Source organism: Escherichia sp. MAL-1 (assembly GCF_052948035.1).
Map to the genome: position 1 here is coordinate 2,079,482 of NZ_CM129609.1, position 17,236 is coordinate 2,096,717.

The window sequence follows — 17,236 nt, forward strand, 5'->3', positions numbered from 1 at the left end:
GAGTTTTGCCACCCTTATAAGATGTTTCAACCAGAAAGAACAATAACATGCTACCAAAAGCCGCCCGCATTCCCCACGCCATGACGCTTCATGGCGATACGCGAATCGATAATTACTACTGGCTGCGGGACGATACGCGTTCTCAGCCGGAAGTTCTGGACTACCTGCAACAAGAAAATAGTTACGGTCATCGGGTGATGGCCTCACAACAAGCCTTGCAGGATCGCATCTTAAAGGAAATCATCGACCGCATTCCGCAACGAGAAGTTTCTGCGCCCTACATCAAAAATGGCTACCGCTATCGGCATATTTATGAACCAGGCTGTGAATATGCTATCTACCAGCGTCAATCGGCATTCAGTGAAGAGTGGGATGAGTGGGAAACATTGCTCGATGCCAATAAGCGCGCAGCTCATAGTGAGTTTTATTCGATGGGCGGAATGGCGATTACGCCCGATAACACCATTATGGCGCTGGCAGAAGATTTTCTTTCCCGACGCCAGTACGGCATTCGTTTTCGTAATCTGGAAACTGGTAACTGGTACCCGGAACTGCTGGATAACGTTGAACCCAGCTTTGTCTGGGCAAATGACTCCTGGACTTTCTACTATGTTCGCAAGCATCCGGTGACGCTGCTGCCTTATCAGGTCTGGCGTCACGCCATCGGTACTCCAGCATCGCAAGATAAACTGATCTACGAAGAAAAAGACGATACCTATTACGTCAGCCTGCATAAAACGACCTCGAAGCACTATGTAGTCATTCATTTGGCCAGCGCCACCACCAGTGAAGTTCGCCTGCTGGACGCGGAAATGGCCGATGCCGAGCCGTTTGTTTTTCTGCCGCGCCGCAAAGATCACGAATACAGCCTTGATCACTACCAGCATCGTTTTTATCTGCGTTCCAACCGCCACGGCAAAAACTTTGGCTTATACCGTACCCGTATGCGTGATGAGCAACAGTGGGAAGAGTTAATTCCGCCACGCGAAAACATCATGCTGGAAGGGTTCACGCTGTTTACCGACTGGCTGGTGGTTGAAGAGCGTCAGCGCGGGTTAACCAGTTTGCGCCAAATTAACCGCAAGACCCGGGAAGTCATTGGTATTGCCTTTGATGATCCAGCCTATGTGACCTGGATTGCCTACAATCCAGAACCTGAAACCGCGCGATTGCGTTATGGTTATTCTTCCATGACCACACCAGACACTTTGTTTGAACTGGATATGGATACCGGTGAGCGTCGTGTATTAAAACAAACAGAAGTGCCCGGTTTTGATGCGGCGAATTACCGCAGTGAACACCTGTGGATAGTCGCCCGTGATGGCGTCGAAGTTCCGGTTTCGTTGGTCTACCATCGCAAACATTTTCGCAAAGGACACAACCCGTTGCTGGTGTATGGCTATGGTTCTTACGGCGCAAGTATTGATGCCGATTTCAGTTTTAGCCGCTTGAGTTTATTAGATCGTGGATTTGTCTACGCCATTGTCCATGTTCGCGGCGGCGGTGAGCTGGGGCAACAATGGTACGAAGACGGTAAATTTCTGAAGAAGAAAAATACGTTTAATGATTATCTTGATGCCTGCGATGCATTGTTAAAACTGGGCTATGGCTCTCCTTCGCTTTGTTATGCGATGGGCGGGAGTGCGGGGGGCATGTTGATGGGCGTTGCAATTAATCAACGCCCGGAATTATTCCACGGCGTTATCGCCCAGGTACCGTTTGTTGATGTTGTAACAACGATGCTTGATGAATCAATTCCTCTTACCACTGGTGAGTTTGAAGAGTGGGGTAACCCGCAGGATCCGCAATATTACGAGTACATGAAAAGCTACAGCCCGTATGACAACGTCACCGCACAGGCTTATCCGCATTTACTGGTAACGACCGGTTTACACGATTCTCAGGTGCAATATTGGGAACCGGCAAAATGGGTCGCTAAATTGCGCGAGCTGAAAACCGATGACCATCTTTTATTGCTCTGTACCGACATGGACTCAGGCCATGGCGGTAAATCTGGTCGCTTTAAATCGTACGAAGGCGTAGCGATGGAATATGCTTTTCTGGTCGCGCTGGCGCAGGGAACATTACCCGCTACGCCTGCGGATTAAGTATTTTCCAGATAATGTTTCAGTGTTAAACGCAGCTCCGGGCTCATACTGTCCAGGTTATTAAATAACCAGCGCAGATAGCCCGGATCGCGTTCGGCAACGTCGGAAACCGCTTTGCCACGGTATTTGCCAAAGGTGAAGGTCGTCATCAACGACGGACGTCCGGTGATATCGGCCATCTGTTCTGCCGTCCAGCCGGAGGTGTTCATAATATCGATAAGCAACGCGGCGGTGATATAACAGTCATACAACGCGCGGTGATGATGCAGGCCCGGCGGCGTCTGTACATTGAGCTTCCGTGTTTTATATAACGCCATATTGCTGTACTTGATTCCTGGCCACAAGCGACGGGCCAGTTTCATGGTGCAAATCCACTCACCGGGCATCTCAGGCAGTACGCGGCGGTCAAAGCTGGCGTTGTGCGCGACATACCATTCACTGCCGTAATAGTGTGGGATCACATCTTCAATCCACGGTTTATCGGCGACCATGGCTTCGGTGATGCGATGAATCGCCATCGCTTGTGGACTAATAGGACGATCGGGGCGCACCAGGTGGCTCATGGGGTTGACGATTTTTCCGTCAATGACATCAACAGAGGCAATCTCAACGATCCCTCCCTGCAAACCGCAGGTTTCTGTATCGATAATGCGCAACATGGCATGCTCCAGGCCGAAAAAGCCTAGCGTAATGGAATGATATCGCCTTGCCAACCCTGTGATGAACGCTGACCGACTAACAATAATGAACCATGATCGGCGCGAACGATGAGACGACCATATTCATCCCATAGTGCACTGTTACCACGGGCATTTGCCATCAGCACAGCAATCGAGTACTGATGTGAAAAAAATTGTAAGCGACGGGCCGACGCCAGCAGGTCGGGTTCTCCCAGACATTGCCCTGTCGTAAACAGTGAACAGGTCGGGTCCATATCCATACCTTGCGGTTGTTCATCTACCACCGTGATGGTTCTGGAACGACGGCCCAGACATGCACCATGACTCTGATGGTAGATCCCCGGCGTTTTTCGCCACGGTGCGAACACCGCAATTCCACGAATAAAGCGATCGTTATATTCAACGGGAAGGCCGGCAATGATGGTCATTCGCCAGGTCGTTGCGGCATAACAAAGCGGGTCTAACAGTGAGAGATCGGGTGGGGCAGGAAGGGCACGTCGCGAATAATCACACCCCAGTAAAGAAAGCGATGGAAAAACTAACAGCTGACATTGTTGCCTGGCGGCGGCCCTCACAAACTCCAGATGATGAGCTACCTGTTCGGTGAGTGAGGTTTTACGAGGCTCATATTGCGCTGCTGCAACTTTCCAGAACGACATAATGACTTCCTTTTCAAAATGACTGCAAATTATGGGTGCGGTTTAGAAAATACTCATAATTTAGCAGGCGTTATGTAAGAAAGTGTAACTCTGTATAAGTTTTATTTAAGTTTGGGCTCGTAAGGTAAACGTGACAGATTGACCGAAGCCAAACGGTGGGCAATAAGCCGCTCGCGAAACCAGCTGCGCAAATGTTCAGGCTGTTCACGTTCAACCGCTTCAGCGATCACCGGCATATTGTAGCGTTCTTTAAATGCCACCCCGGCCGCCGCCAAATCGACATTCACTTTATCCATTTCTGTTTGATCCAGTTTAGCCAGATTCTTCAGCATTCTTAATCTCCTCATCATTCGCGGGCAAAAGTTACTAAGAGTGAGCCTGGATGGCAAGCCGGAATTGATGATCCTCGACTCAGACATTAGACAAAGTTATGCTCTGTAAAAAAGTTATTACAAAAAGGAATAGATAATATGGCTTCAACTGCACGCTCCCTTCGCTACGCGCTGGCAATCCTGACCACTTCGTTGGTGACACCTTCCGTCTGGGCACATGCGCATTTAATGCATCAGTATCCTGCGGCAAACGCGCAAGTGACAGCATCTCCGCAGGCAATCACTTTAAACTTCTCGGAAGGCGTTGAAACAGGATTCAGTGGTGCAAAAATCACGGGGCCAAAAAACGAAAATATTAAAACATTACCGGCGAAGCGAAATGAGCAGGACCAAAAGCAACTGATTGTTCCACTGGCCGATTCGCTGAAACCCGGAACCTACACCGTTGACTGGCATGTTGTTTCGGTGGACGGGCATAAAACGAAAGGACACTACACCTTTAGCGTGAAATAAACCATGCTGGCGTTTACCTGGATCGCGCTGCGATTTATCCATTTCACCTCGCTGATGCTGGTTTTTGGCTTCGCAATGTACGGTGCCTGGCTGGCCCCCTTAACGATTCGTCGTTTGCTGGCGAAGCGTTTTCTGCGTTTACAACAGCACGCTGCCGTCTGGAGTTTGATCAGTGCCACTGCAATGCTCGCCGTTCAGGGCGGGTTGATGGGAACGGGATGGAAAGATGTATTTTCGCCAAACATTTGGCAGGCTGTTTTGCAAACGCAGTTTGGTGGCGTCTGGTTATGGCAAATTGTTCTCGCCCTCGTAACGTTGATCGTCGCCCTTATGCAACCGCGGAATATGCCACGTTTGCTGTTTATGCTCACTACCGCGCAATTTATTCTGCTGGCGGGAGTGGGGCATGCGACGCTGAATGAAGGGGTAACGGCGAAAATCCATCAGACTAATCACGCGATTCACCTGATTTGTGCGGCGGCGTGGTTTGGGGGATTACTGCCGGTGCTCTGGTGTATGCAACTCATCAAAGGCCGTTGGCGACACCAGGCTATTCAGGCGCTGATGCGTTTTTCCTGGTGCGGGCATTTTGCGGTGATCGGCGTACTGGCAAGCGGCGTGCTTAATGCATTGTTGATTACCGGATTTCCCCCCACGATTACGACTTACTGGGGCCAACTCTTATTGCTCAAAGCCATCCTGGTGATGATTATGGTGGTCATTGCGCTGGCTAATCGTTATGTTCTTGTACCGCGCATGAGGCAGGATGAAGATCGTGCGGCTCCCTGGTTTGTGTGGATGACTAAACTCGAATGGGCGATAGGTGCGGTAGTGCTGGTGATCATCAGCCTGCTTGCGACTCTCGAACCTTTTTGATGGATTACGAAAATGATGAAAAAAAGTATTCTGGCGTTTCTGTTACTCACCAGTTCTGCAGCGGCGCTGGCTGCACCGCAGGTGATTACCGTCAGCCGTTTTGAAGTGGGTAAAGACAAATGGGCGTTTAATCGCGAAGAGGTGATGCTGACTTGCAGACCGGGTAATGCTTTGTATGTCATTAACCCAAGTACCCTCGTGCAGTATCCTTTAAACGATATCGCACAGAAGGAAGTTGCCAGTGGGAAGACTAAAGCCCAACCCATTTCGGTGATTCAGATTGATGATCCCAACAATCCCGGCGAAAAAATGAGTCTGGCACCGTTTATAGAACGAGCTGAAAAACTCTGTTAATTACCTAAAATAGCCTTTTGATTTCCAATAAAAAAACCGCCTCAGTTCTTTCACCAGAACGGGCGGTTTTTAACATTTAAGCTGATGACCACCGCGCTTTTTATTGACCATTTTGCACGCAAACTGGAAAACCTGGCGTCGTCATCTATTCTTAAAGGGCAAGGCAACTAAGCCTGCATTAATGCCAACTTTTAGCGCACGGCTCTCTCCCAAGAGCCATTTCCCTGGACCGAATACAGGAATCGTGTTCGGTCTCTTTTTATCTGTTAAAAGCCAGAAGCATTTCCTTCGCTGACTTTATAGTCAACCATAACACACACTCTACTGTCTGAGTCCAGCATTTTTTAACATTCTTGTTAAGATTATGTGATCTTTAGCGCGGGAGGAAAATATTGATGAAACAGCCTGCGCCCGTTTATCAGAGAATTGCGGGTCATCAATGGCGACATATCTGGCTTTCTGGCGATATACACGGTTGTCTTGAGCAGTTGCGCCGCAAATTATGGCATTGTCGTTTTGATCCGTGGCGAGATTTACTTATCTCAGTGGGAGACGTTATCGATCGTGGGCCGCAAAGTTTACGTTGTCTGCAGTTACTGGAACAACATTGGGTTCGTGCGGTAAGAGGCAATCATGAACAGATGGCGATGGATGCGCTGGCATCCCAGCAGATGTCTTTATGGTTGATGAATGGCGGCGACTGGTTTATTGCGCTGGCAGATAATCAACAGAAACAAGCGAAAACGGCGCTGGGGAAATGTCAGCATTTGCCCTTTATTCTTGAAGTACACAGTCGCACCGGCAAGCATGTTATTGCTCATGCCGATTATCCAGATGATGTTTATGAATGGCAAAAGGACGTCGATTTGCATCAGGTCTTGTGGAGCCGCTCGCGATTAAGTGAACGCCAAAAAGTGCAGGGAATTACAGGTGCTGATCATTTCTGGTTTGGTCATACACCGTTGCGACATCGCGTGGATATTGGCAACCTGCATTATATTGATACCGGTGCTGTCTTTGGGGGCGAACTGACTCTTGTGCAATTGCAATAATTAAAAATCACCGTACTCCTGTGCAGGTCGCCAGAAACCATCTATAAAATCCTCAATCGGAAAACAACCGCCATGGCGGATCCGTTGATCGCTCATAGAATGAAGACACTGCTGTTCCGTGTTGTAGACATCCACAACAATATCTTCACAACCGCCATCCAGGTAGCAAACAAAAAGTACCAGCGCGAACATTTCATCCCCGAAGTGTGGTGCCGTACCGTTAAGTTTAGGAGAGATTTTACAACGGGGGAATAACCAGGACAAATAACCCGCCATGCCGACGGGTTCTTTTTGGATCAGGCAAGACGCATAATCCAGGCATCAGATTGTTGATCGTAACGGGTACGGTAAAGGACAGAGTGTTCGCCATTTAGCAGGGCAGGGATACTGGTTTCAGCATCCCAGGCATCCAGTTGCATACATAAATCGGGGTCAGATTTACAAGGAATGGTTAACGTTCGATCACCCGGCGATTCACCGTGTAATTCGCCGTCGTCGATTTCAAAAGCGCCTATGCGCACACTGGTTTTCATCTTCGTGCTCTCCATTTAGCTGCCGATTGTGGTACGACCAGTCCGATCGCACCATTTTTCAGCCTAGTTGAGGCCGCCGAATGTGCCAGTCAAAAAGTGCGCTTTTTTTGTGCGCTGTCAGGCGTTACCGGTAAAAAGTTTCCCATCGCGCACCAGTTCACGCGGATAGCTGTTTTTCAATCGCGAACCAATCCGTTTGGCTAAACCAATCGGTTGATGCTGGAAAGTAACCAATACATCATCCGCCACTGGCGCGGCTTGCGGGTAAACATCGCGCCCGCGATACCACTCCTCCGCTTCCTGCGGTGTCAGCTCGAATGCATTCATATTATCGGGTGAGGCAAGAGCAATAACCGCTTCATGCTGCCAGCGATAACCTTTGTTGTGCGTCTCGGCAAGTTTAATCCCCAACCGAGAAAATCGGACTTTACCGATCAGGGCTTCAATGCCCACCGGGAACAACCACAGTTCTTTGTCACGCTGCCAGAGGCGCAGGTTTTCATCCCAGTTTAAGCCAACACCTGCAGCCGCCTGCCGAATTTGTCCAGCTTCGCGATCTTTCACCGGGCTGAACGGAAAATTGCCCACTTTGTATGTTGGGGTGGGTAAGGCGGGAATGGCCTGAGTTTTACGCAGACGAGCAACGAAGAAGCCTTCGCAGTCGTAAATTTGTGGGAAAACATGCAAAAAGCCTTCTTCGGTCAGCGCTTTGTTTGCAGCAGGGAAGAGCTCGCCAAGTGGTAAAAACTCTACTGCGTCAGGGTAAGTCTCTTTCAGCCACATGCAAACGGCTTCGTTTTCTTCCCTGTTTAAGGTACAGGTCGAGTAAACCAGCGTACCACCAGGACGTAATGCATGAAAGGCGCTGTCGATAAGCTCCCGTTGTGTAGCTGCGATTTCCTGATTGCTTTCTGGTGACCAGTTTTTTAGCGCATCGGGATCTTTACGCACCACGCCTTCGCCAGAGCAGGGAGCGTCCAGCAAAATGGCATCGAACATTTCTGGCACTGCCACACCAAACACGCGGCCATCAAAATGTGTGAGCGCAACATTACTGATGCCACAGCGGCTGATATTGGCATGTAACACTTTTACCCGACTGGCGGAAAACTCATTGGCAAGGATTGCCCCTTCGTTATTCATCCGTGCGGCAATTTGCGTCGTTTTGGAGCCTGGCGCAGCAGCGACATCCATCACCCGCTGTGGTGCATTACCGTCAGCAAACAAGGCGGCGACGGGCAACATTGAACTGGCTTCCTGAATATAAAACAGGCCGCTTAAATGCTCGGCGGTACTACCCAATGGCAATGCATCTTCATTGTCGCGTTCAATCCAGAAACCTTCTTCACACCACGGAATTGGCGTAAGCGTCCAGCCATAAGGAGCGGTTAATTGCAGGAAATCAGCAACGGAGATTTTCAGCGTATTAACGCGAATGCTGCGGCGCAACGGGCGCTGACAGGCGGCAAGAAAATCATCAAAAGAGAGCGTCGAAGGCATCGCTTCGCGCATTTGCGTCAGAAAGGCGTCCGGGAAATAAACGGTGTGTTGGGCCACGAGCATATACCACTGGCAAAAAAACAGGCGCGCAGTTTAGCATAAACGCTCCGGCGCAGGCACGCCGGAGCAGTGGGCATTATTTGGGAAGCGCAGTACCCCATTCACGCCACTCTTTCGGTTCACTTTCCTGCAACAGGAAGTGCTTGCCTTCCTGGGCTTTCGGTGCCAGTGGCGTCCCCGGAGGCGTGGCGAAGGCGATGCCGCCACGGATAAACTGGTTAAAGGTGCCGGTTTTCACTACGCCGCCCGTCAGACCAAAGTCCAGACTGTAACCCGATGCCAACCAGAAGACGGAATTGTTACGCACCAGGTGTTGATAGCGTTTACTGATGCGCATCGCAATCATCACGCGATCTGACAATGTCCCCAGCGTCATTCCTGTAACCGTACCGACTTCCAGACCACGGAACAGCACAGGCGTACCGATGCCTAACGAACCGGCTTCCGGCGCTTCAACAATAATGCTTAAGCCATCCAGGTAACGCGAATCAGTAATGGTGGCCTCTTGTAATTCAAAGTCGCGGCGAGGATTGCCCCGGCCTGGTTCGACGTTGATATACGGCTGGAGGATAGTATCAAGATGCTCAACGCCAGCTGCCGAAATTTGCGGTGTGACCACTGAGAAGCGCGTACCACCGCGAGCAAAGGTCTGGACATATTCCGGATAGAGCACCGCCTTTGCCTGTACTTCATTGCGCGCGGTAATCAGATCCAGCGTCTGGATTTGCCCGATATCAATACCGAGATAGCGAATTGGCATCCCGACCGCCAGTTTTCCGGCATCGAAAGCGTGAAGCGTAATCTGCCTACCAACCGCACGGGCCGCTGTTTCGGAAGCATACAGAATTCGTTTGTCGCCTTTACGCTGACTGGCGCTGGCACCGCTGAGGTTATCGAAGCTAATGGCTCCCTTTAATGCTCTGGAGAGCGGGGATGCCTGTACGGTCAGGCCACTACCATTCAGCTGAACTTTCGCCCCGCCTTCTGCCCAGAACACGCTATTGCTGGTCAGAAGGTTGCGATACTCCGGCTTAATATGCAGATCGATATCAAACGCGTTAGCTCGCGGACGGACGGTAATAACTTCACCAACTTCAAATTTACGGTAGAGCACTACCGATCCTGCCTGCACATCCGGCAGCGTCTCTGCACTCAAACTCACGGTTGTGGTGGGTAAATCGCTAAGGCTGTTCTCCAGCGCTTTTTCCAGATTGGCATACAGTGGATAGCTGGCTTTCATCTCGCCTTTATCGCCCGGCAGAATACGTATCCCGCCGTTAATCCATTCTGAGGCGCTGGCACCGAGAAACTCAACGCCATCCAGCCCCACCTTCACGTCGACACGGCTGTTGACGACAAATTTGCTATCGCCTTTTACCAGTTCTCGATGCTGAGGCTCGATGGCGACGGTAAAGGTGACGCCTTTGCTGGTGAGTTTACGATCGATAACCTGGCCTACCTGCACGCCGTGAAGAATGAGCGGCTGACCCGCATCAATACCGTAACTTTCCGGTGCGGTCAGGGTCAGCGTCAGAACATCAGGTTCATGCAGCAGTGCTTTTTCGCCTGGCACAACAACGAACTCTTTGCGTGGCTCGCCATCGCCGGGTACCAACTCGAAGGTTTTGCCAGTCAGCAGGGCGCTGAGATTGGCATCGCTAAGGGATAATTTCGGGTTGCGTAATTCGATGCGGGTATTTTCCCGTAACAGCGTAACGACGCTGGGGTCAACGGTCATTTCTCCGGTGACTTTACCACCAGGATTTAAATCCAGTTTAGTCAGCTGTCCGACTTCCAGCCCCTGATACATTAACGGCGTCGAGTCGGCGGTTAATCCTGCCCCACTCGGCAGTTCCAGTTTTATTATTACGCCACGCTGGCTGTGGGCCAGATCTTCATACAGACCAAAGGTATCTTCCGCCTCGGCAGGTTTCGACTCTTCTGGTGAATCGAAGGCAATCGCACCGTTAACCAGTGCCGCCAGACTTTCCAGTTTCACCTTCGCGCCACTGATACTGACGTTGGCATCAACGCCGGAAACGTTCCAGAAACGGCTACCTTTTTTCACCAGGTCGGTAAAACGCCGCTCGATCAGGACATCAATCACCACGCCTTGCTTGTTGGGATTGATGGCATAGTCGTAGACTTTTCCCACCGGGATCTTGCGGAAATAGACCAATGAACCGCTGTTCAGCGAACCGAGATCGGGGGCTTGCAGGTGGATCATCAGATCGCCATTGTCCAGCCGATATTTCGGTTGGGTATCGAGTGCGACAAAGTGATCCTGCTCTTTACCTTTACCCGGCATCATGCCGATATAGTTACCACCGACGAGGGCGTCCAGCCCGGAGACACCTGCCAACGATGCTTTTGGCGTCACCAGCCAGAACTGAGTCTCTTCGCGCAGCGCATCTTTCATATCGGACTTGATGCTGACCTTGACTTCAATCTTACGAAGATCGTCGCTGAGGCTGATATCCTGCACTGTTCCGACTTCAACGCCCTGATAACGAACAGGCGTACGGCCCGGAACAATACCATCCGCCGACATAAAGTCGATGGTGACGGTATTACCCCGGTCCTGATAACTGTCCCAAATCAGCCAACCGGCAATCATTAGCGCGATGAAAGGCAGCAGCCAGAAAGGTGAGATACGGCGTTTATTTTTAATCTGCGCTTCAGTCGTCGAAGCGGGCGTTTCCTGACTCATGTGCATCCCAAAGTAAGCGGCTGTCCAGCCATTCCACAGCAAGAATAGTCAAAATTACCGCTGCGCCGAAATAAAACGCAGCCGGTCCCATAGTAAAAGCGAGGATCTGATCGCGATTAATCAGCGACATGGTTAAAGATATGACAAACAGGTCGAGCATCGACCAGCGACCAATCCAGGTCACCATCCGCAGTAACAGAATGCGTGTGCGTAAACCTTGCTGGCATTTAAAATGAATGCTCAACAGTAAAGTGAACATGACGATCACTTTAGTAAACGGTACCAGAATACTGGCGATAAACACGATTCCCGCAACCGCAATGTTGCTACTTGCCAGCGACATAATTCCGGAAAGAATTGTATCTTCCTGCCGTCCTCCGTTCAGATAAATGATAGAAATAGGCAACAGGTTGGCAGGTAACAACAAAACGATTGACGCTAACAGCGCCGCCCAGCATTTTTGCAAACTATGACGGCGACGCACGCGTAGCGGGATATGGCAACGCGGGCAGCGACCACGCTGATCAGGATAGCCGGTAAAATGGCACCCAAGACAGACACGGAGTTTCTCGTCCCTACGCGTAGCGGGGCGCTGCGGATAAAATCGCTCCCACAGCTCCTCGACATTAAGATGTGACAACGTCACCGTCGTTAAAATCACCAACGCCACAAAAGAGAACAAGCCCACACCCGCCTGGATATGGGCATAATCCTGTACCTTTATAGAAGCAACGCCAATGCCGACCAGGTAGATATCCAGCATTACCCACTCTTTAAGTCGCTCAAGCATCAGCAGTACCGGGCGTAGATTCATTCCCAGTCGGTTACCAAACCATAAATAAGCTATGGAGGTCACCAGAATGAGGGGGGCACCGATAACGCAGAAAAAGACCATCGACCCCGTTATCGCATCGCCCTGTTTGGTCATTTGCCAGATGCCTTGCATAACGTTGGCGTCAATACGAATGCCTAACAGCCAGATATGCAACAGCGGTTCGCCCCAGGCAAACGGCATCAGCAACAGCATGGTGAAAGCCATTGCCGCCAGGCGCGTTAGCGACCAGTCGCGCCCGTCGCGAATTTTTGCCTGACAGCGCGGACAATAGGCACTCTGATGAGAATTTATCTCGGGCAGGCTAAACAGCATGTCACATTGCGGGCAACGTTGGTAATCACCACGCGGCAGTTCCTCGCCGATTGACCTCACTGTTATCTTTTTTGTCGGCGTAATTTGTGGTGTGTTAAGAGCCATGACGTGCCAAATGTAATAAGAATTAACATTAATATTAACCCATGATTGGAATGATCTTGAGCATTAACGCATTTAATGCTTATTTTAATAGGCTGGCAGTTCCAGGTAAGACAACCAAGTGATTATATAATGAACAAAACAGAATTTTACGCGGATTTAAATCGCGACTTTAACGCGCTGATGGCGGGAGAAACCAGTTTTCTGGCAACGCTTGCGAACACCAGTGCGTTGTTATACGAGCGTCTCACTGACGTAAACTGGGCAGGTTTTTATTTGCTTGAGGACGATACACTGGTACTCGGACCATTTCAGGGCAAAATTGCCTGTGTCCGGATACCCGTCGGGCGCGGGGTGTGCGGCACTGCGGTTGCCCGCAATCAAGTGCAGCGTATCGAGGATGTTCACGCGTTTGACGGGCATATTGCCTGTGATGCGGCGAGTAATTCTGAAATTGTTCTGCCGCTGGTGGTGAAAAATCAGATTATTGGTGTTCTTGACATCGATAGTACCGTCTTCGGTCGCTTTACAGACGAGGACGAGCAAGGCTTACGTCAGCTTGTGGCACAGCTTGAAAAAGTGCTTGCAACGACGGATTACAAAAAATTCTTTGCGAGCGTCGCAGGATAATCAACGGATAACGTAGCATTTACTGGTAGCGTCATTATAATGACGCCTGTTCATGCCTGCGCTTGTTGGCTACGTCCGTTGTAATCAGGAAATTTCATGGAAAATCAACCTAAGTTGAATAGCAGTAAAGAAGTAATCGCGTTTCTGGCCGAACGTTTTCCCCACTGTTTCAGTGCGGAAGGTGAAGCGCGTCCGCTGAAAATCGGTATTTTTCAGGATTTGGTCGATCGTGTTGCCGGGGAAATGAACCTGAGCAAAACGCAATTACGATCCGCTTTACGTCTCTACACTTCGAGCTGGCGTTATCTTTACGGTGTTAAACCCGGCGCAACGCGTGTCGATCTTGACGGCAACCCATGCGGTGAGCTGGACGAGCAACATGTAGAGCATGCTCGCAAGCAGCTTGAAGAAGCGAAAGCGCGTGTTCAGGCACAGCGTGCTGAACAGCAAGCGAAAAAACGCGAAGCTGCCGCAGCTGCTGGTGAGAAAGAAGACGCACCGCGCCGCGAACGCAAGCCACGTCCGACCACGCCACGCCGCAAAGAAGGCGCTGAACGTAAACCTCGTGCGCAAAAGCCGGTAGAGAAAGCGCCAAAAACAGTAAAAGCACCTCGCGAAGAACAGCACACCCCGGTTTCTGACATTTCAGCTCTGACTGTCGGACAAGCCCTGAAGGTGAAAGCGGGTCAAAACGCGATGGATGCCACCGTATTAGAAATCACCAAAGACGGCGTCCGCGTCCAGCTGAATTCGGGTATGTCTTTGATTGTGCGCGCAGAACACCTAGTGTTCTGAAACGGAGGCCGGGCCAGGCATGAACATGTTTTTTAGGCTTACCGCGTTAGCTGGCCTGCTTGCAATAGCAGGCCAGACCTTCGCTGTAGAAGATATCACGCGTGCTGATCAAATTCCGGTATTAAAGGAAGAGACGCAGCATGCGACGGTAAGTGAGCGCGTAACGTCGCGCTTCACCCGTTCTCATTATCGCCAGTTCGACCTCGATCAGGCATTTTCGGCCAAAATCTTTGACCGCTACCTGAATCTGCTCGATTACAGCCACAACGTGCTGCTGGCAAGCGATGTTGAACAGTTCGCGAAAAAGAAAACCGAGTTAGGCGATGAACTGCGTTCAGGCAAACTCGACGTTTTCTACGATCTCTACAATCTGGCGCAAAAGCGCCGTTTTGAGCGTTACCAGTACGCTTTGTCGGTACTGGAAAAGCCGATGGATTTCACCGGCAACGACACTTATAACCTTGACCGCAGCAAAGCGCCCTGGCCGAAAAACGAGGCTGAGTTGAACGCGCTGTGGGACAGTAAAGTCAAATTCGACGAGTTAAGCCTGAAGCTGGCAGGAAAAACGGATAAAGAAATTCGTGAAACCCTGACACGCCGCTACAAATTTACCATTCGTCGTCTGGCGCAAACCAACAGCGAAGATGTTTTCTCGCTGGCAATGACGGCGTTTGCGCGTGAAATCGACCCGCATACCAACTATCTTTCCCCGCGTAATACCGAACAGTTCAACACTGAAATGAGTTTGTCGCTGGAAGGTATTGGCGCAGTGCTGCAAATGGATGATGACTACACCGTTATCAATTCGATGGTGGCAGGTGGTCCGGCAGCGAAGAGTAAAGCTATCAGCGTTGGTGACAAAATTGTCGGTGTTGGTCAAACAGGCAAGCCGATGGTTGACGTGATTGGCTGGCGTCTTGATGATGTGGTTGCCTTAATTAAAGGGCCGAAGGGCAGTAAAGTTCGTCTGGAAATTTTACCTGCTGGTAAAGGGACCAAGACCCGCACTGTAACATTGACCCGTGAACGTATTCGTCTCGAAGACCGCGCGGTTAAAATGTCGGTGAAGACCGTCGGTAAAGAGAAAGTCGGCGTGCTGGATATTCCGGGCTTCTATGTGGGTTTGACAGACGATGTCAAAGTTCAACTGCAGAAACTGGAAAAACAGAATGTCAGCAGTGTGATCATCGACCTGCGTAGCAATGGCGGTGGGGCGTTGACCGAAGCGGTATCGCTCTCAGGTCTGTTTATTCCTGCGGGTCCCATTGTTCAGGTCCGCGATAACAACGGCAAGGTTCGTGAAGACAGCGATACCGACGGGCAGGTGTTCTATAAAGGCCCGCTGGTGGTACTGGTTGACCGTTTCAGTGCTTCGGCTTCAGAAATCTTTGCCGCGGCAATGCAGGATTACGGTCGTGCGCTGGTTGTGGGTGAACCGACGTTTGGTAAAGGCACCGTTCAGCAATACCGTTCATTGAACCGTATTTACGATCAGATGTTACGTCCTGAATGGCCAGCGCTGGGTTCTGTGCAGTACACGATCCAGAAATTCTATCGCGTTAACGGCGGCAGTACGCAACGTAAAGGCGTAACGCCAGACATCATCATGCCGACGGGTAATGAAGAAACGGAAACGGGTGAGAAATTCGAAGATAACGCGCTGCCGTGGGATAGCATCGATGCCGCGACTTATGTGAAATCAGGAGATTTAACTGCCTTTGAACCGGAGCTGCTGAAGGAACATAATGCGCGTATCGCGAAAGATCCTGAGTTCCAGAACATCATGAAGGATATCGCGCGCTTCAACGCTATGAAGGACAAGCGCAATATCGTTTCTCTGAACTACGCTGTGCGTGAGAAAGAGAATAATGAAGATGATGCGACGCGTCTGGCGCGTTTGAACGAACGCTTTAAACGCGAAGGTAAACCGGAGTTGAAGAAGCTGGATGATCTACCGAAAGATTACCAGGAGCCGGATCCTTATCTGGATGAGACGGTGAATATCGCACTCGATCTGGCGAAGCTTGAAAAAGCCAGACCCGCGGAACAACCCGCTCCCGTCAAGTAATATCAATCAGGCACAAGAAATTGTGCCTGATTTTTTAACAGCGGCAAGATGCCGTAAATCAGATGCTACAAAATGTAAAGTTGTGTCTTTCTGGTGACTTACGCACTATCCAGACTTGAAAATAGTCGCGTAACCCATACGATGTGGGTATCGCATATTGCGTTTTGTTAAACTGAGGTAAAAAGAAAATTATGATGCGAATCGCGCTCTTCCTGCTAACGAACCTGGCCGTAATGGTCGTTTTCGGGCTGGTACTGAGCCTGACAGGGATACAGTCGAGCAGCGTTCAGGGGCTGATGATCATGGCCTTGCTGTTCGGTTTTGGTGGTTCCTTCGTTTCGCTTCTGATGTCCAAATGGATGGCATTACGATCTGTTGGCGGGGAAGTGATCGAGCAACCGCGTAACGAAAGGGAACGTTGGCTGGTCAATACTGTAGCAACCCAGGCTCGTCAGGCGGGGATCGCTATGCCGCAAGTGGCTATCTACCATGCGCCGGACATCAACGCTTTTGCAACCGGTGCGCGCCGTGATGCCTCTCTGGTTGCTGTCAGCACCGGTTTGCTGCAGAACATGAGCCCGGATGAAGCCGAGGCGGTAATTGCTCACGAAATCAGCCACATCGCCAATGGTGATATGGTTACCATGACGCTGATTCAGGGCGTGGTGAACACCTTCGTTATCTTTATTTCCCGTATTCTGGCGCAGCTTGCCGCGGGTTTTATGGGCGGAAATCGTGATGAAGGTGAAGAGAGCAACGGCAACCCGCTGATCTACTTTGCGGTTGCAACGGTTCTGGAACTGGTGTTTGGTATTCTGGCGAGCATTATCACCATGTGGTTCTCGCGTCATCGTGAATTCCATGCTGATGCCGGTTCGGCAAAATTGGTTGGTCGCGAGAAAATGATTGCCGCGCTGCAGCGCCTGAAAACCAGCTATGAACCGCAAGAAGCAACCAGCATGATGGCTTTCTGCATTAACGGTAAGTCGAAATCGCTCAGTGAGTTGTTCATGACTCACCCGCCGCTGGATAAACGAATTGAAGCTCTGCGTACGGGTGAATACCTGAAGTAATATGAAGTAAATACTAAAAAGCGCGTCCTGATCGACGCGCTTTT

General features: G+C 50.5%; 17 protein-coding genes. 9 read left to right on the forward strand and 8 right to left on the reverse strand.

Annotation, left to right across the window (positions count from 1 at the left end):
- The first annotated feature begins 47 nt into the window (after nucleotides 1-47).
- The gene (gene ptrB / locus ACU8XX_RS10095) at nucleotides 48-2,108 is read left to right on the forward strand and encodes an oligopeptidase B (RefSeq protein ID WP_000936951.1); all 2,061 of its coding nucleotides are present in this window, start codon (nucleotides 48-50) and stop codon (nucleotides 2,106-2,108) included.
- Here the strand turns inward: ptrB and exoX are convergent.
- The 3 genes from exoX to holE all read right to left on the reverse strand — a co-directional run bounded on the left by exoX (nucleotide 2,105) and on the right by holE (nucleotide 3,779).
- Entirely contained in the window at nucleotides 2,105-2,767 is a 663-nt protein-coding gene (gene exoX, locus ACU8XX_RS10100; protein ID WP_000944256.1) for an exodeoxyribonuclease X, read from the reverse strand. The genes ptrB and exoX overlap by 4 nt on opposite strands.
- 23 nt (nucleotides 2,768-2,790) lie before the next feature.
- Complete coding sequence (gene yobB / locus ACU8XX_RS10105) at nucleotides 2,791-3,447, reverse strand: carbon-nitrogen hydrolase family protein YobB (RefSeq protein WP_000011657.1); 657 nt, start codon at nucleotides 3,445-3,447, stop codon at nucleotides 2,791-2,793.
- Nucleotides 3,448-3,548: 101 nt separating this feature from the next.
- The gene (gene holE, locus ACU8XX_RS10110; protein WP_000916763.1) at nucleotides 3,549-3,779 is read right to left on the reverse strand and encodes a DNA polymerase III subunit theta; all 231 of its coding nucleotides are present in this window, start codon (nucleotides 3,777-3,779) and stop codon (nucleotides 3,549-3,551) included.
- A 138-nt stretch (nucleotides 3,780-3,917) separates the two neighbouring features.
- Here holE and yobA point away from each other — a divergent pair, with 138 nt between their 5' ends.
- From yobA to pphA, 4 genes are all read left to right on the forward strand, one after another.
- Nucleotides 3,918-4,292 carry a CopC domain-containing protein YobA gene (gene yobA, locus ACU8XX_RS10115; RefSeq protein ID WP_000168738.1) on the forward strand — a complete coding sequence of 125 codons (375 nt, stop codon included), beginning with the start codon at nucleotides 3,918-3,920 and terminating at the stop codon, nucleotides 4,290-4,292.
- A 3-nt stretch (nucleotides 4,293-4,295) separates the two neighbouring features.
- A complete protein-coding gene (copD, locus tag ACU8XX_RS10120; protein WP_000879286.1) occupies nucleotides 4,296-5,168 on the forward strand; it encodes a copper homeostasis membrane protein CopD in 873 nt (290 codons plus the stop codon).
- 12 nt (nucleotides 5,169-5,180) lie between these two features.
- Nucleotides 5,181-5,522, forward strand: a complete 342-nt coding sequence (locus ACU8XX_RS10125) for a YebY family protein (RefSeq protein ID WP_000976472.1) — start codon at nucleotides 5,181-5,183, stop codon at nucleotides 5,520-5,522.
- A gap of 395 nt (nucleotides 5,523-5,917) precedes the next feature.
- Complete coding sequence (pphA, locus tag ACU8XX_RS10130; RefSeq protein ID WP_000812739.1) at nucleotides 5,918-6,574, forward strand: protein-serine/threonine phosphatase; 657 nt, start codon at nucleotides 5,918-5,920, stop codon at nucleotides 6,572-6,574.
- Here the strand turns inward: pphA and ACU8XX_RS10135 are convergent, their stop codons facing one another.
- The 5 genes from ACU8XX_RS10135 to yebS form a co-directional block, all read right to left on the reverse strand.
- On the reverse strand, nucleotides 6,575-6,766 hold the full coding sequence (locus ACU8XX_RS10135) for a YdfD/YebW family protein (RefSeq protein WP_001313035.1): 192 nt from the start codon (nucleotides 6,764-6,766) through the stop codon (nucleotides 6,575-6,577).
- 104 nt (nucleotides 6,767-6,870) lie between these two features.
- Nucleotides 6,871-7,107: a YebV family protein gene (locus tag ACU8XX_RS10140; protein ID WP_001295499.1), complete on the reverse strand. Its 237-nt coding sequence runs from the start codon at nucleotides 7,105-7,107 to the stop codon at nucleotides 6,871-6,873.
- 117 nt (nucleotides 7,108-7,224) lie between these two features.
- Nucleotides 7,225-8,664: a 16S rRNA (cytosine(1407)-C(5))-methyltransferase RsmF gene (gene rsmF / locus ACU8XX_RS10145; protein WP_024176540.1), complete on the reverse strand. Its 1,440-nt coding sequence runs from the start codon at nucleotides 8,662-8,664 to the stop codon at nucleotides 7,225-7,227.
- Between the two features lie 79 nt (nucleotides 8,665-8,743).
- Complete coding sequence (gene yebT, locus ACU8XX_RS10150) at nucleotides 8,744-11,377, reverse strand: lipid-binding membrane homeostasis protein YebT (RefSeq protein WP_089640258.1); 2,634 nt, start codon at nucleotides 11,375-11,377, stop codon at nucleotides 8,744-8,746.
- A complete protein-coding gene (gene yebS, locus ACU8XX_RS10155; protein ID WP_001741872.1) occupies nucleotides 11,346-12,629 on the reverse strand; it encodes a membrane integrity lipid transport subunit YebS in 1,284 nt (427 codons plus the stop codon). Before yebS ends, yebT begins: the two co-directional genes overlap by 32 nt.
- Nucleotides 12,630-12,758: 129 nt before the next feature.
- Between yebS and msrC the strand changes: the two genes are divergently transcribed.
- The 4 genes from msrC to htpX all read left to right on the forward strand — a co-directional run bounded on the left by msrC (nucleotide 12,759) and on the right by htpX (nucleotide 17,192).
- Nucleotides 12,759-13,256 carry an L-methionine (R)-S-oxide reductase gene (gene msrC, locus ACU8XX_RS10160; RefSeq protein WP_001043882.1) on the forward strand — a complete coding sequence of 166 codons (498 nt, stop codon included), beginning with the start codon at nucleotides 12,759-12,761 and terminating at the stop codon, nucleotides 13,254-13,256.
- Between the two features lie 96 nt (nucleotides 13,257-13,352).
- Nucleotides 13,353-14,051, forward strand: coding sequence for an RNA chaperone ProQ (proQ, locus tag ACU8XX_RS10165; RefSeq protein ID WP_000431370.1), 699 nt, complete (start codon nucleotides 13,353-13,355; stop codon nucleotides 14,049-14,051).
- A 19-nt stretch (nucleotides 14,052-14,070) separates the two neighbouring features.
- On the forward strand, nucleotides 14,071-16,119 hold the full coding sequence (gene prc, locus ACU8XX_RS10170) for a carboxy terminal-processing peptidase (RefSeq protein WP_097466566.1): 2,049 nt from the start codon (nucleotides 14,071-14,073) through the stop codon (nucleotides 16,117-16,119).
- Between the two features lie 191 nt (nucleotides 16,120-16,310).
- Nucleotides 16,311-17,192 (forward strand): protease HtpX, encoded by an 882-nt coding sequence (gene htpX, locus ACU8XX_RS10175; RefSeq protein ID WP_000984517.1) that lies wholly within the window; start codon nucleotides 16,311-16,313, stop codon nucleotides 17,190-17,192.
- Nucleotides 17,193-17,236: the final 44 nt, after the last annotated feature.